The 13,871-nt window shown below is 67.7% G+C and carries 10 protein-coding genes; 6 read left to right on the top strand and 4 right to left on the bottom strand.

Going from position 1 to position 13,871, the window contains the following annotated elements; genetic code table 11:
• Positions 1 to 27: 27 nt before the first annotated feature.
• Both JL100_RS09665 and JL100_RS09660 read left to right on the top strand, forming a co-directional pair.
• On the top strand, positions 28 to 1,212 hold the full coding sequence (locus JL100_RS09665; protein ID WP_202683658.1) for a BaiN/RdsA family NAD(P)/FAD-dependent oxidoreductase: 1,185 nt from the start codon (positions 28 to 30) through the stop codon (positions 1,210 to 1,212).
• 99 nt (positions 1,213 to 1,311) lie between these two features.
• Entirely contained in the window at positions 1,312 to 2,382 is a 1,071-nt protein-coding gene (locus tag JL100_RS09660) for a methyl-accepting chemotaxis protein (RefSeq protein WP_202683659.1), read from the top strand.
• 9 nt (positions 2,383 to 2,391) lie between these two features.
• Here the strand turns inward: JL100_RS09660 and JL100_RS09655 are convergent, their stop codons facing one another.
• The 3 genes from JL100_RS09655 to adh form a co-directional block, all read right to left on the bottom strand.
• Complete coding sequence (locus JL100_RS09655) at positions 2,392 to 3,441, bottom strand: metal-dependent hydrolase (protein WP_202683660.1); 1,050 nt, start codon at positions 3,439 to 3,441, stop codon at positions 2,392 to 2,394.
• 124 nt (positions 3,442 to 3,565) lie between these two features.
• Positions 3,566 to 3,949 carry a DUF779 domain-containing protein gene (locus JL100_RS09650; RefSeq protein WP_202683661.1) on the bottom strand — a complete coding sequence of 128 codons (384 nt, stop codon included), beginning with the start codon at positions 3,947 to 3,949 and terminating at the stop codon, positions 3,566 to 3,568.
• 113 nt (positions 3,950 to 4,062) lie between these two features.
• Complete coding sequence (gene adh / locus JL100_RS09645) at positions 4,063 to 5,583, bottom strand: aldehyde dehydrogenase (RefSeq protein ID WP_202683662.1); 1,521 nt, start codon at positions 5,581 to 5,583, stop codon at positions 4,063 to 4,065.
• Between the two features lie 185 nt (positions 5,584 to 5,768).
• Here adh and JL100_RS09640 point away from each other — a divergent pair, with 185 nt between their 5' ends.
• A complete protein-coding gene (locus JL100_RS09640) occupies positions 5,769 to 6,068 on the top strand; it encodes a GIY-YIG nuclease family protein (RefSeq protein WP_202683663.1) in 300 nt (99 codons plus the stop codon).
• Between the two features lie 197 nt (positions 6,069 to 6,265).
• On the opposite strand, the gene JL100_RS09635 is transcribed toward JL100_RS09640, so the two are convergent.
• Entirely contained in the window at positions 6,266 to 6,562 is a 297-nt protein-coding gene (locus JL100_RS09635; RefSeq protein WP_202683664.1) for a hypothetical protein, read from the bottom strand.
• Positions 6,563 to 6,877: 315 nt separating this feature from the next.
• Between JL100_RS09635 and JL100_RS09630 the strand changes: the two genes are divergently transcribed.
• The 3 genes from JL100_RS09630 to JL100_RS09620 are packed head-to-tail and all read left to right on the top strand — an operon-like array spanning position 6,878 to position 13,767.
• On the top strand, positions 6,878 to 10,210 hold the full coding sequence (locus JL100_RS09630) for a transglutaminase family protein (protein ID WP_202683665.1): 3,333 nt from the start codon (positions 6,878 to 6,880) through the stop codon (positions 10,208 to 10,210).
• The gene (locus tag JL100_RS09625) at positions 10,203 to 12,812 is read left to right on the top strand and encodes a circularly permuted type 2 ATP-grasp protein (protein WP_228421168.1); all 2,610 of its coding nucleotides are present in this window, start codon (positions 10,203 to 10,205) and stop codon (positions 12,810 to 12,812) included. The genes JL100_RS09630 and JL100_RS09625 overlap by 8 nt, the downstream gene beginning before the upstream one ends.
• Positions 12,775 to 13,767, top strand: coding sequence for a transglutaminase family protein (locus JL100_RS09620; RefSeq protein ID WP_228421167.1), 993 nt, complete (start codon positions 12,775 to 12,777; stop codon positions 13,765 to 13,767). Before JL100_RS09625 ends, JL100_RS09620 begins: the two co-directional genes overlap by 38 nt.
• The last annotated feature ends 104 nt before the right edge of the window (positions 13,768 to 13,871 follow it).

Here is a 13,871-nt window from a genome sequence, read left to right as displayed (position 1 = left end):
AGGTTCCCGATTTCCCATGAGCCGAGCATGAGCCAAGCCACCCGATTCGACGCCATCGTGATCGGCGCCGGCGCCGCAGGGCTGATGTGCGCCATGTCCGCCGGGCGCCGGGGCCGGAGCGTGCTGCTGATCGACCACGCCGAGAAGGCCGGCAAGAAGATCCTGATCTCCGGCGGGGGGCGGTGCAACTTCACCAACCTGCACACGGCGCCGGACCGGTTCGTCTCGGCCAACCGGCATTTCGCGATCTCGGCGCTGAAGCGCTATACCCAGCACGACTTCATCGCCCTGGTCCGGCGGCACGGCATCGCCTTCCACGAGAAGAAGCTGGGCCAGCTGTTCTGCGACGACAGCGCGCGGGACATCGTCGGCATGCTGCTGCGCGAGTGCGACGAGGCGGGCGTCCGGCTGGCGCTGGAGACGTCGGTCACGCGGATCGCCCGTGACGGCCTGTTCCGGGTGGAGACGTCGCGCGCGACGTTCGAGTCGGAGAGCTTGGTGATCGCGACCGGCGGGCTGTCGATCCCCAAGATGGGGGCTACCGGGTTCGGCTACCGGATCGCCGAGCAGTTCGGGCTGAAGGTGCTGCCGACCCGCGCCGGGCTGGTCCCCTTCACCTTCGCCGATGCCGACCCGCGCAACTTCAAGGACCTTGCCGGCGTGGCGTGCGAGGCGTCGGTGCGTTGCGGGGGCACCGCCTTCGACGAGGCGATCCTGTTCACCCACCGCGGCATCAGCGGACCGGCCATCCTGCAGATCTCGTCCTACTGGCGCGACGGCGACACGGTCGAGATCGACATGCTGCCCGGCTTGGACGCGGCGGCGCACCTGAAGCGGCTGGCCGCCGAGCGGCCCAAGGCGGAGGTGAAGACCGTGCTGTCGGAGGTGCTGCCCCGCCGCCTCGCCCACCGGGTGACGCCCGCCGGGCTGGACGGCCGGCCGGCGGGACAGGTGCGGGACCGCGACTGGCTCGGCCTCGCCGAAGACCTGCGGCACTGGCGGATCACGCCGGCCGGGACCGAAGGCTACCGGACCGCGGAGGTGACGCTGGGCGGGGTCGATACGTCGGAGCTTTCCTCCAAGACACTGGAAGCCCGCAAGGTGCCGGGCCTTTTCTTCATCGGCGAGGTGGTTGACGTCACCGGCTGGCTGGGCGGCTACAATTTCCAATGGGCTTGGTCGTCCGGCTTTTGCGCAGGCCAATTCGCCTGACGGGCATTACGGTTACCCTTCGTTCACCAACCCAGGTTAGGCTTCGCGCAATTTGAGCTCAATCACCTGAAATCCGGTGCGGAGAGTTGGCTGTCCAGCATGGAAAACGCATCATCTCCGGCCCTCCCGCCCGCGGTCCGCCTGCTCGCCGATTGGCGGGCCTTCTGTGCCTTCCAGTCCCGATGCCTCGATAGTCTCCGCAACGAAGTCGAGGAGACCAGCCGCATCGTCGAACAGAGCACGCTGGACATCAGCAGCGGTTTCCGCGACCTCGCCTTGTCGGCGGACGAGCAGGGAAAGCGGGTGCAGGAGATCATCGCGAACGCGAACATCGTCGAGTTGGAAGGCGAGCGCGTCCCGATCGAGCAGGTCATGGTGCTGATGCAGAGTATCCTGGTCGAGATGGTGAACAACATCGTCTCGCTGTCCATGCAGGCGATGCGCATGGTGTATCTGCTGGACGACGTGGTCCAGGACGTCGAGGTGGTCGGCAAGTTCATCGGCGAGATCGAGGAAATCAACCAGCAGACCAGCTTCCTGGCGCTGAACGCCAGCATCGAGGCGGCGCGCGCAGGCGCCGCCGGAAAGACCTTCCATGTGGTCGCGGGAGAGGTGCGTGAGCTTTCCGCCGGGACCGCGGCCCTGGCCGAGCGGATGCGCCAGACCGTCGGGGCCGTTTCGCGCGGGGTGACGCGCGGCTACGACATCCTGCGGACCATCGCCGAATCAGACCTGTCGCCCCAGCTGCTTGCCAAGGAGCGCATCGACCTCGCCATGTCCGGCCTGATCCTCCAGGCGGACCATTTCACCTCGGTGCTGGGCGAAGCCGTCACGGCCTCCGCCGACATGAGCCGGAACATCGGCCAGATCGTCGTCCGCCTCCAGTTCCAGGATTTGGCGAAGCAGCGGCTGGACCATGTGATGGATGGCATGACGGCGATGAACGCCGGCCTGGCCGATCTCGACTCCGCCACCCGGTCGGCACATCCGGCATTGCGCGACGTGCCCGACCGCTCCGGCTGGCTGGCGACCCTGGCGCCTCCCGCACGGGCGGGATCGGTCCGGGAGCAGGACCTGCGCGGGCTGCTGCTGGGCGGCAGCGGGCTGGACGGGCTGGGCGCCCTCGATGCGGAGGTTGCGGCGGAGGACCAAGGGATCGAGCTGTTCTGAGGGCGCCGCCTACCCCCAGATCTCCCGCCAGTACTGCCGCAGCAGGCTGCCGGAAGCGCTCCGCTCCCGCTGGAACTTGACAGGCGGTCCGAGCAGATGTCCGTCGCGGTCGACCTGGGTCCGGATGCCCCAGAAGCCGAGCGCGTCCCCGCCCCACATGCCGTAGCGGTAATCGACCGCCTCGACCACCGCGCCGTCGGGGGACTCGGAGACCTGCCAGAACACCTTGCCCATGGCGAACCAGGTGAAGATCGCCGCCTCCGGCGTGGCGGCGACACGATCGATCAGCGGATCGGCCTGGAGCGGGTAGGTCTCCCACTCGATCGGCCGGTCGCCGAAGACGGAGCGGTAGCCGACCATGACGGACTCGGGCGTCTCGGCGACGACCCGGCGGAACCAGGGCTGGAACATCTGCGGATAGGCCAGCACCTCGCCGAACGGCTGGCCCGCCCGCCGCAGCTCCTCCCGGGCCGTGGTCCGGACGGATTCGTTGATCGCCCAGCCCATCAGCGAATAGGCGTAGATGAACAGCAGGGCCGCCGCCGCCGATCCGACCGCGGCCCCCGGCCGGCGCTTCGCCACGGTGCCGATGACGAGAGCGGCGATCAGGGCCAGGCTGTAGACCGGGTCGATGATCGGCAAGGCGTCGATCGCGAAGCGGTGCCGGGAGAACGGCGCCAGCAGCTGGGTCCCGTAGCTGGTGAACAGGTCGATGATCGGATGGGTGAACAGCACCAGGACCGCCAGCCAGATCCAGGCCCTCAGCACCTCCGGCGGGTCGGGACGGTCGGGTTCGCCCCGCCGGGAGGCGCGCCAGCGGTGGAAACGCCAGATCGCCCATCCGAAGAACGGCCCGACCACCGGGCCGAAGAAGATGGAGTGGGTGATGCCGCGATGGTGGACCCAGTTGGCATAGGGGCCGAAGAAGCCGGCGACCACGTCCAGGTCGGGAACGGCGCCCAGCAGCGCCCCCGCCACCATGGCCTGCCGCCCGAGCGTCCGTCTAAATCCGGCCTGCGCGACCACGGCGCCGAGCAGGCTTTGCGTAATGCTGTCCATGTCCTACCCGAGGGCCCTTCCTGAAGCTTGCGCCCGGCCCTTCGCGGGCGGCACGAGAAAGATAGATGCACCGGCTGGACGCCGAGACAATCGCCTTACCCTCGGGAACGGGACGGATCAAGCGTCAGGCGTCGCCGCGCGGCGGCGGCCCGGCCGCTTCCAGTTCCGCGACCTCCTCGTCCGTGAAGACCCGGCTGCGGGTCAGGAAACGCACGCCTTCCGGAGCCTCCAGCGAGAAGCCGGCGCCCCGGCCCGGCACCACGTCGATGATCAGCTGCGTGTGCGACCAGTATTCGAACTGCGCGGCTCCGATGAAGAACCGGCAGCCGACGATCTCGCCCAGATGTACGTCCTGCGCGCCGGTGCGGAACTCGCCCGCCGCGAAGCACATCGGCGCGCTGCCGTCGCAGCAGCCGCCGGATTGGTGGAATGCCAGGTCGCCGTGGATCGCCTTCAGCTTCTCGATGACGGCGACGGCGGCCGGCGTGACGGTGACGCGTTCTACCATGTCGTTCCTCCTCACCTGTTTTCCCGATACGCGACGACGAAAAGCCCCTCTCCTCCGTGGGGAGGAGAGGGGAACCAGTTCAGCGAGGACAATCCTGGAAGTTTGTCACGCGATCAGAAGAAGCCCAGCGCCTTGGGGCTGTAGCTGACCAGCAGGTTCTTGGTCTGCTGGTAGTGGTCGAGCATCATCTTGTGGTTCTCACGGCCGATACCCGACTGCTTGTAGCCGCCGAACGCCGCGTGGGCGGGGTACAGGTGGTAGCAGTTGGTCCACACGCGGCCGGCCTGGATGCCGCGGCCCATGCGGTAGGCGCGGTTGCCGTCGCGGCTCCACACGCCGGCGCCCAGCCCGTACAGGCTGTCGTTGGCGATGGCGAGAGCCTCTTCCTCGGTCTTGAAGGTGGTCACGGACACGACCGGCCCGAAGATCTCCTCCTGGAAGACGCGCATCTTGTTGTTGCCTTCCAGCACCGTCGGCTGGACGTAGTAGCCATCCGCCAGCTCGCCTTCGAGGACGGCGCGGCCGCCGCCGGTCAGGACCTTGGCGCCCTCGGCCTTGCCGATCTCGATGTAGGACAGGATCTTGTGGAGTTGGTCGTTGGACGCCTGGGCGCCGATCATGGTCGAGCTGTCGAGCGGGTTGCCCTGCTTGACCTGGCCGACGCGGGCGATGGCTTTCTCCATGAAGCGGTCGTAGATGCTCTCCTGGATCAGGACGCGGCTCGGGCAGGTGCAGACCTCACCCTGGTTCAGGGAGAACATCGCGAAGCCTTCGAGCGCCTTGTCGAAGAAATCGTCCTCTTCGGCCATCACGTCGGAGAAGAAGATGTTCGGCGACTTGCCGCCCAGCTCCAGCGTGACCGGGATGATGTTCTCGGACGCGTACTGCATGATCAGGCGGCCGGTCGTCGTCTCGCCGGTGAAGGCGATCTTCGCGATCCGCTTGTTCTGGGCGAGCGGCTTGCCGGCCTCGACGCCGAAGCCGTTGACGATGTTCAGCACGCCCTCGGGCAGCAGGTCGGCGATCAGCTCCACCAGGACCATGATGGCCATCGGGGTCTGCTCGGCCGGCTTCAGCACGATGCAGTTGCCGGCGGCCAGCGCGGGAGCCAGCTTCCACACGGCCATCAGCAGCGGGAAGTTCCAGGGGATGATCTGGCCGACGACGCCCAGCGGCTCGTGGAAATGGTACGCGACCGTGGTGCTGTCCAGCTCGCAGGCGGAGCCTTCCTGGGCACGGATGCAGGCGGCGAAATAGCGGAAATGGTCGACCGCCAGCGGCAGGTCGGCGTGGGTCGTCTCGCGGATCGGCTTGCCGTTGTCGATGGTCTCGACAAGGGCCAGCAGGTCCAGGTTCTCTTCCATGCGGTCGGCGATGCGGTTGAGGATCTTCGCGCGCTCGGCCGGGGAAGTCAGGCCCCACTTGTCCTTGGCCTTGTGGGCGGCATCCAACGCCAGCTCGATGTCCTCGGCGGTGGACCGGGCGATCTCGCCGACCGGCTTTCCGGTAATCGGGGTAATGTTGCTGAAATACTGACCCTTCACCGGGGCGACCCACTGACCACCGATGAAGTTGTCATACTTTGGTCGAATGGCGATCTTCTGGCTGAACTTGTCGAGAGCTTGGTGAATCATCGTTTCCCCCTTTGACCACGGCGTGGTTATCCTGGACGTGGCACCATGAATGCCTGAGGACCGGGGGCCTGTATATGATACCTTAGACGCACTGCGGCAGATTGTCCCGAGGGCGGGACCGGTGTGTGCTGTCGGCCCTCCAAGGTGCATACGCACATGGGCGAACAGGGTCAGGAGCTTGAAACATGCCGAAAGAGGCGGGTGCATGGGTCTACATCATGACGAACCGCCCCAACGGGACTCTTTATGTCGGCGTTACGACCAATCTGGCGCGGCGCATCCATGAGCATCGGGAAGGAGCCTATGACGGCTTCACGATGCGATACGGTTTGAAACGCCTGGTCTGGGTGGAACGGCATGATGAAAGCCTGCGCGCCGTTCAACGGGAGAAGAACATCAAGCACTGGTCGAGGGCGTGGAAGGTGCTCCTCATCCTCAAGGACAATCCGGAATGGGACGACTTGTATGATCGGCTGCAGATATGACGGAAATCTACATGACTCAGGCTCAATTTCATATGATCGCAGCCACCTCCCTCTTCATCATGGCCGGACTTGATCCGGCCATCCACGCGCGCACTTCATCCCGGCAGTTTGCGCGTGGATGCGCGGGTCAAGCCCGCGCATGATGACTTCGGACTTGGTAGATGTCTTCGAGTCTACGATTTCCTTGAATAGTGCCCTCACGTCCTCTCCGCCGGAGGGCAGCAATCTACGTCGTCGATCCGGCAGACCCCCGGCACCGTCACGTGCGGGCGGCTGCGCATGCTGAAGTCTCGGACCTCCGCCCGGCCGTTCCGCTGGAGCCAGGCGACGGCCTTGGGCACCAGGCGCGGGTCGACGCCGAGCTGTTCGCTGATGTGATTGAAGGAGACGGCGGCGGTTTTCCGTTCGAGCAGGCGGTTGCGGCAGGCGCCGGCGACTCGTTCGGCGAGTTCGGGTATCCCGTTGTCCTGGCCGAGCTGAATGACGATTCCCATCAGAGGCTTCCTCCCAAAGATGCCTTCAGTTCCTTTTTTCGTTCTTCTGGACCGCCGGGCGATGCCCGAGGAGCACTGAGCGTCTCACCTCCCCGCCTTGCTGCGACATTCTGTCGCTATAAATGGGCCGATCCTCGGGGGTCGGCAAGCAGGGCGCTTTTCCTCATCCGAGTGATTCTGGCGGGTACCGTCATGCCGCGATGCGGGATATGATGACTGGCTAACACCCAATAGCCGGAACGCCTGACCGGCGGACGGTTCCCCCCTCCTGCGTCGCAGCCGGTGCGCCCTGCACCAAAAATTCGAGGCGAGTTCATGGCGATCCACGTCGCACTCAATCACAAGACCTTCTACCGCTATGACCGGATGGTGTCGCTGGGTCCGCAGATCGTCAGGCTCCGGCCCGCCCCCCACTGCCGCACGCCGATCCTCAGCTATTCCTTGAAGGTCGAGCCGAAGCAGCACTTCCTCAATTGGCAGCAGGACCCGCAGTCCAACTATCTGGCCCGCTTCGTTTTTCCGGAGAAGACCGACACCCTGTCGATCGAGGTCGACCTGGTCGCCGAGATCTCGGTGATCAACCCGTTCGACTTCTTCCTGGAGCCCAGCGCCGAGCAGTGGCCGCTGGAGTACGAGCCGTGGCTGCAGCGCGAGCTGCGCCCCTACATGGAGACGGAGGAGGTCGGGCCGAAGCTCGCGGCGTGGATCGCGAGCGTCCCGCGCGAGCCGATGCAGTCGGTCAACTTCGTGGTGGCGCTGAATCAGCGGCTCCAGCAGGAGATCGGCTACGTCATCCGTCTGGAGCCCGGCATCCAGACCCCGGAGGAGACCCTGACGCTGGGCACCGGGTCGTGCCGCGACAGCGCCTGGCTGATGGTGCAGATCCTGCGCAACCTGGGCCTCGCCGCGCGCTTCGTGTCCGGCTACCTGATCCAGCTGACCGCCGACCAGAAGGCGCTGGACGGGCCGAGCGGCACCGAGGTGGACTTCACCGACCTGCACGCCTGGACCGAGGTCTACCTGCCCGGCGCCGGCTGGATCGGGCTCGATCCGACCTCCGGCCTGCTGGCCGGCGAGGGCCATATCCCGCTGGCCTGCACCCCCGACGCGTCCAGCGCCGCCCCCATCACCGGCGCGGTGGACGAGTGCGAGGTCGAGTTCGGCCACGAGATGACGATCACCCGCATCTACGAGGCCCCTCGGGTCACCAAGCCCTATACCGAATCCCAGTGGGGTGCCATCGAGGCGCTGGGCCACCGGATCGACCAGGAGCTGAACGACGGCGACGTCCGGCTGACCATGGGCGGGGAGCCGACCTTCGTGTCGATCGACGACATGGAGGGGGCGGAGTGGAACACCGCCGCGGTCGGACCGACCAAGCGGCAGTATGCCGCCACCCTGCTGGACCGCCTGATGCGCCGGTTCGCGCCCGGCGGCCTGGTCCATTACGGCCAGGGCAAGTGGTATCCGGGCGAAAGCCTGCCGCGCTGGGCCCTCAGCATCTATTGGCGGCGCGACGGCGACGCGATGTGGGCCAACACCGACCTGCTGGCGAAGGAGACCGTTGATTACGGCTTCGGCACGCAGGAGGCAGGCCTGTTCCTGGTGACTCTGGCCAAGAGGCTGGGGATCGAGCCGAGCCTGGTGCTGGCGGCCTACGAGGACCCGTGGCATTACCTGCGGAAGGAGCAGCAGCTCCCGGTCAACGTCGACCCGCTCGACAGCAAGCTGGAGGACAAGGAGGAGCGCGCGCGGCTGGCCAAGGTGTTCCAGCGCGGCCTGAACGAGCCGGTCGGGTTCGCCCTGCCGATCAACCGGCGGATGGACCAGAAGGGACCGGTCTGGCTGTCCAGCACTTGGCCGCTGCGCCAGGAACGCCTGCTGCTGGCGCCGGGCGACAGCGCGCTCGGTTACCGCCTGCCCCTGGGCTCCCTGCCCTGGGTCGACATGCGCGACTATCCCTATTCCTGGGAGCAGGACCCGTTCGACGACCGTGCGCCCCTCGCCCCCCACTCGGTTCCGTTGCGCCAGCGCACGGCCGAGCCGCCCAAGCCGGAGGCCCTGCGCCGCCAGGCCTACCAGGCCATGGCCGAGGTCCGGACCGAGATCCCCGAGGCCGGCAAGTCGGCCTGGTGGGTGGTCCGGACGGCGCTATGCTGCGAGGCGCGCGACGGCAAGCTCTACCTGTTCATGCCGCCCATGAGCATGCTGGAGGATTACCTAGCCCTGGTCGCCGAGATCGAGGCCACCGCGGTCGAGCTGAACATGCCGGTGATCCTGGAGGGCTACCAGCCGCCCCGCGACCCCCGGCTCAACAGCATGGCGGTCACCCCGGACCCGGGCGTGATCGAGGTCAACATCCACCCGTCCCACTCCTGGGACGAACTGGTACGCAACAATTTCGCCCTCTACGAGGAGGCGCGGCTGGCCCGGCTGGGGACCGAGAAGTTCATGCTCGACGGCCGCCATGTCGGGACCGGCGGCGGCAACCATGTGGTGGTCGGCGGGGCGACTCCGGCGGACAGCCCGTTCCTGCGCCGGCCCGACCTGCTGCGCAGCCTGATCACCTACTGGCAGAACCACCCGTCCCTGTCCTACGTGTTCTCCGGACTGTTCATCGGCCCGACCAGCCAGGCGCCCCGCATAGACGAGGCCCGGAACGATTCGCTGTACGAGCTGGAGATCGCGTTCAACCAGATCGACCAGGCGGCGGCCGGCGGCTGGTGCCCGCCCTGGCTGATCGACCGGGTGCTGCGCCACCTGCTGACCGACATGCAGGGCAACACCCACCGGGCGGAGTTCTGCATCGACAAGCTCTATTCGCCGGACAGCAGCAGCGGCCGGCTGGGTCTGGTCGAGTTCCGCGCCTTCGAGATGCCGCCGCACGCCCAGATGAGCCTGACCCAGCAGCTCCTGATGCGCGCCATGATCGCCCGCTTCTGGAAGACCCCGTACAAGAACCGGCTGGTGCGCTGGGGCACCGAGCTGGCCGACAAGTTCATGCTGCCCCACTTCATCCAGCAGGACCTGTCTGACGTGCTGGCCGACATGCGCGACCACGGCTACGCGATCCAGGACGATTGGTTCGCGCCGCATGTTAACTTCCGCTTCGCGCTGTGCGGCGAAGTGGCGCATCGCGGCATGCTGATGGAGATCCGGCAGGCGCTGGAGCCCTGGCACGTCCTGGGTGAGGAGCCCGGCGGCGGCGGCACCGTGCGGTATGTGGACAGCTCGGTCGAGCGCGTGCAGGTGAAGATCGGCGGCATGGTCGGGTCGCGCCACGCCGTGGTCTGCAACGGGCGCCGGGTTCCGCTCCATCCCACGGGAGTCGACGGGGAATTCGTCGCCGGCGTGCGGTACCGGGCGTGGCAGCCGCCGTCCTGCCTGCACCCGACCATCCCGGTCCACAGCCCCCTGGTGTTCGACATCCTGGACACCTGGTCGGGCCGTTCGGTGGGCGGCTGCTCGTACCACGTGGCCCATCCGGGAGGCCGGAATCACGAGACATTCCCGGTTAACGCCCACGAGGCCGAAGGACGGCGGCTTGCCCGCTTCTTCCCGTTCGGTCACACTCCGGGTCCGATGGAGACACCGCCGGAAAGGCGAAACCTGGAGTTTCCTTTGACCCTCGACCTGCGCCTTGGCTGACACGGAAGCACTGGAACAAGAAGGCCGCCGCGCCGTCGCCGAGCAGGGTTCCCTGTTCGGCGACGCGCACGCGCTCCAATACGGCACCGGCCCGGTCTATGACGAGATGGTCACCGGGGGGGGCCGGTTGCGCCCGCACTGGCAACGCTTCATGGGAGCGCTGGGCGCCCTCGACCCGTCGCTGATGGCCGAGCGGTGGGAGGCGGCGCGACGCCTGCTCCACCAGAACGGCGTCACCTACAACATCTACGGCGATCCCCAGGGCATGGAGCGGCCCTGGCCGCTCGACATGATCCCGCTGCTGATCCCGGCGGAGGAATGGGACGGGATCGAGGCCGGGCTGATCCAGCGCGCGACCCTGCTCAACGCCATGCTTGCCGACCTATACGGTCCCCAGGACCTGATCCGGTCGGGCCGGCTGCCCGCGGCGCTGCTCTATTCCGACCGCGGCTTCCAGCGGGCCTGCCACGGCGCCGTGCCGACCGGCGGGGTGTTCCTGCACCTCTACGCCGCCGACCTGGCGCGGGCACCCGACGGCCGCTGGTGGGTGCTGGGCGACCGGACCCAGACACCCAGCGGCGCGGGTTACGCGCTGGAGAACCGGGCGGTGGTCAGCCGGGTCCTGACCGACGCCTTCAAGGACTGCAACGTCCGCACCCTGGGTCCCTTCTTCACGGCGCTCCGCGAGATGCTGGTCCGGCTGGCGCCCCGCCCGACCCGCGACCCGCGCATCGTCCTGCTGACGCCCGGCCCCTACAACGAGACCTATTTCGAACACGCCTACTTGGCCCGCCACCTGGGCATCACGCTGGTGGAGGGCGGCGACCTGACCGTGCGCGACCGACAGGTTTTCCTGAAGACGCTGAGCGGGCTCGAGCCGGTGGACGTGATCCTGCGCCGGCTGGACGATGACTTTTGCGACCCTCTGGAACTGCGCTCGGACAGTTCGCTGGGAGTGGCCGGCCTCGTCCAGGCGGTGCGCGCCGGAACGGTGGCCGTCGCCAACGCGCTGGGCAGCGGGCTGGTCGAGTCGCTGTCGTTCAAGCCGTTCCTGCCGATGCTGTGCCGCCACCTGCTGGGCGAGGAGCTGAAGATCCCGGGCGTCGCCATGTGGTGGTGCGGCCAGGAGGAGGAGCGGACCTACGTGGTCGAGCATCTCGATCGCCTGGTGATCAAGCCCGCCTTCGCGCATCTCGGGTCGGAACCGGTATTCGGCTCGTCCCTGACCCGGCAGGAGCGCCTGGACCTGATCGCCCGTCTGCGCGCCCGTCCGGCCGACTTCATCGGCCAGGAGCAGCTCGGCCTTTCCACGGTGCCGACCTGGATCGACGACGCCCTCCAGCCGCGCCCGCTGGTGATGCGGGTGTATCTCGCGGCCAAGCCCGAGGGCGGCTACACGGTGATGCCCGGTGGGCTGACGCGCATGTCGGCGACCGCCGGCAGGCTGATCGTGTCGATGCAGCGCGGCGGCGGCAGCAAGGATACCTGGGTGATGGCCCGCGGCCCGGCTGAAGGCCGCCCCGCCCCGCCCCGCCCCCAGGGCGTGCCGTCGGAGGTCCGCAGCACGGAGCCGCGAACCGTCGCCGCGCGCGACGTTGACGTCAAGCCCCAGAGCGGCGACCTGCCGTCGCGCGTCGCCGACGGCCTGTTCTGGCTCGGCCGCTACGCCGAGCGGTCGGAAAGCACCCTGCGCATCCTGCGCGGGGTCTATACCCGCCTGTCCGACGGCACCCGGCCCGGCGGCGGCGACGAGCTGGTCCCGCTGATGCGGCTGATGGACTGGACCGGCATGGTGCCCCGCGACCTGGCCGACATGGCGGAAAGCGGCACCGGCCGCGGCCTGCGCCAGGCGCTCCAGGGAGCGGTGTTCGACGGCGGGCACCCGAACAGCCTGCGCGCCAACATCCAGCGGCTTCACCGGACCGCCGCCGGCGTGCGCGACCGGCTGTCGCTCGACATGTGGCGCGTGATTTCCCAGCTCGACCGCCAGTGCGAGCCGGCATCGGCCCGGGCGCGCATCGATACGGCGATGCTGCTGCGGCTGGACGACCTGATCACCACGCTGGCGGCGCTCGCCGGACTGGAGCAGGAAAGCATGACGCGCGGCCCGGGCTGGCGGTTCCTGGACATCGGGCGACGGCTGGAACGCGGGATCAACAGCCTGGCGCTGATGCGCGGCACCCGGATCTGCGACGGCGCCGGGGACGATCCGGCGGTGCTGGAGGTCCTGTTGGAGCTCGGCGAAAGCTTCATGACCTATCGGGAACGCTACTATACGACCGCCCAGCGGACGCCGGTCCTGTACCTGCTGCTGTGCGACGAGACGAACCCCAGGGCGCTGGCCTACCAGCTATCCCATCTGGCGCGCCACCTGGCGGCCCTGCCGCGCCCGCCGGTGGTCAACCTGCGGGTCAACCAGAGCCCGATCACGGCGGCGATCCGGCTGATCGAGGACACCCGCGAGATCCTGCGCGAACCGGAGATCATCCGCGACCGCTTCGCGCTGCGCAACGCCCTGAACAGCCTGGCCGACCGGCTGCCCGAAATCTCGAACCTGCTGGCCCATGCCTATTTCAGCCATGCCTTCTCCCGCCCCGCCTGATACCGCCGCCGCGCTTGGCCCTGCCGCCGCGCCGGAAGACGCCGACGCTCGCGAGGACAACGCGACCCGGCCGGTGCGCTACCGCACCCGGCACACGACCAGTTACGAGTACGGCGACGGAGTCTCGGTCTCCCAGCACGTCGTCCATCTCGGCCCGCGGGACAACCCGCGGCAGGCCTGCTCGTCGGCCACCCTGACGATCACGCCCGAGCCCGCCGTGCGGGAGGCCTGGCTGGACTATTTCGGCAACCCGGCGGAGTATTTCGCGGTCCAGGAGCCGCACCGGTCGCTGACGATCGAGTCGGTCGTCGAGCTGGAAGTCACGCCGCCCGGGCCGCTCGATGCCGACTCCGCCCCCGCGTGGGAAGAGGTCAGGGAAACGGCCCGGGCGCCGCGCGCTTGCGATGCGATAGAGGCCAACGAGTTCCTGTTCGACAGCGTGATGGTGAAGGCGTCGCCCGATCTGGCCGCCTACGCGGAACCGTCGTTCCCGCCGGGCCGGCCCGCGGTCGAGGCCGTGCTCGACCTGATGCATCGCATCCACGAGGATTTCACCTTCGATTCGACCGCGACGACGGTGGCGACGCCGCTGGCGGACGTGCTCGCGCACCGGCGCGGCGTCTGCCAGGACTTCGCCCATCTCGGGGTCGGCTGCCTCCGGTCGATCGGTCTTCCGGCCCGCTATGTCAGCGGCTATCTGCGCACCCATCCGCCGCCGGGGCGCCCCCGGCTGGTCGGTGCCGACATGTCGCACGCCTGGTTCTCGGTCTGGTGCGGGACGGAGGCCGGCTGGATCGACCTGGACCCGACCAACGACAAGCCGGTCGATGCCGACTACATCACGCTCGCCTGGGGCCGCGACTATGACGACGTCAGTCCCGTGAGGGGTGTGATCCTGGGCGGATGGGGACACACTTTGAGCGTCCAGGTGGACGTGGAGCCGCTTCTGGATTGAAAACCCTACCAATGTAGGATTTATTTTAGTATATTCCCGCGAATTACATTAAAGCCTTGCGGGAAAAGGCGTGAAACAAACACTTACAAATATATTGATCCGTA

Source organism: Skermanella mucosa, assembly GCF_016765655.2.
GTDB classification, from domain to species: Bacteria; Pseudomonadota; Alphaproteobacteria; order Azospirillales; family Azospirillaceae; genus Skermanella; species Skermanella mucosa.
The sequence above is the reverse complement of the archived record's forward strand: the minus strand, read 5'-3'. Positions and strand labels throughout refer to the sequence as shown.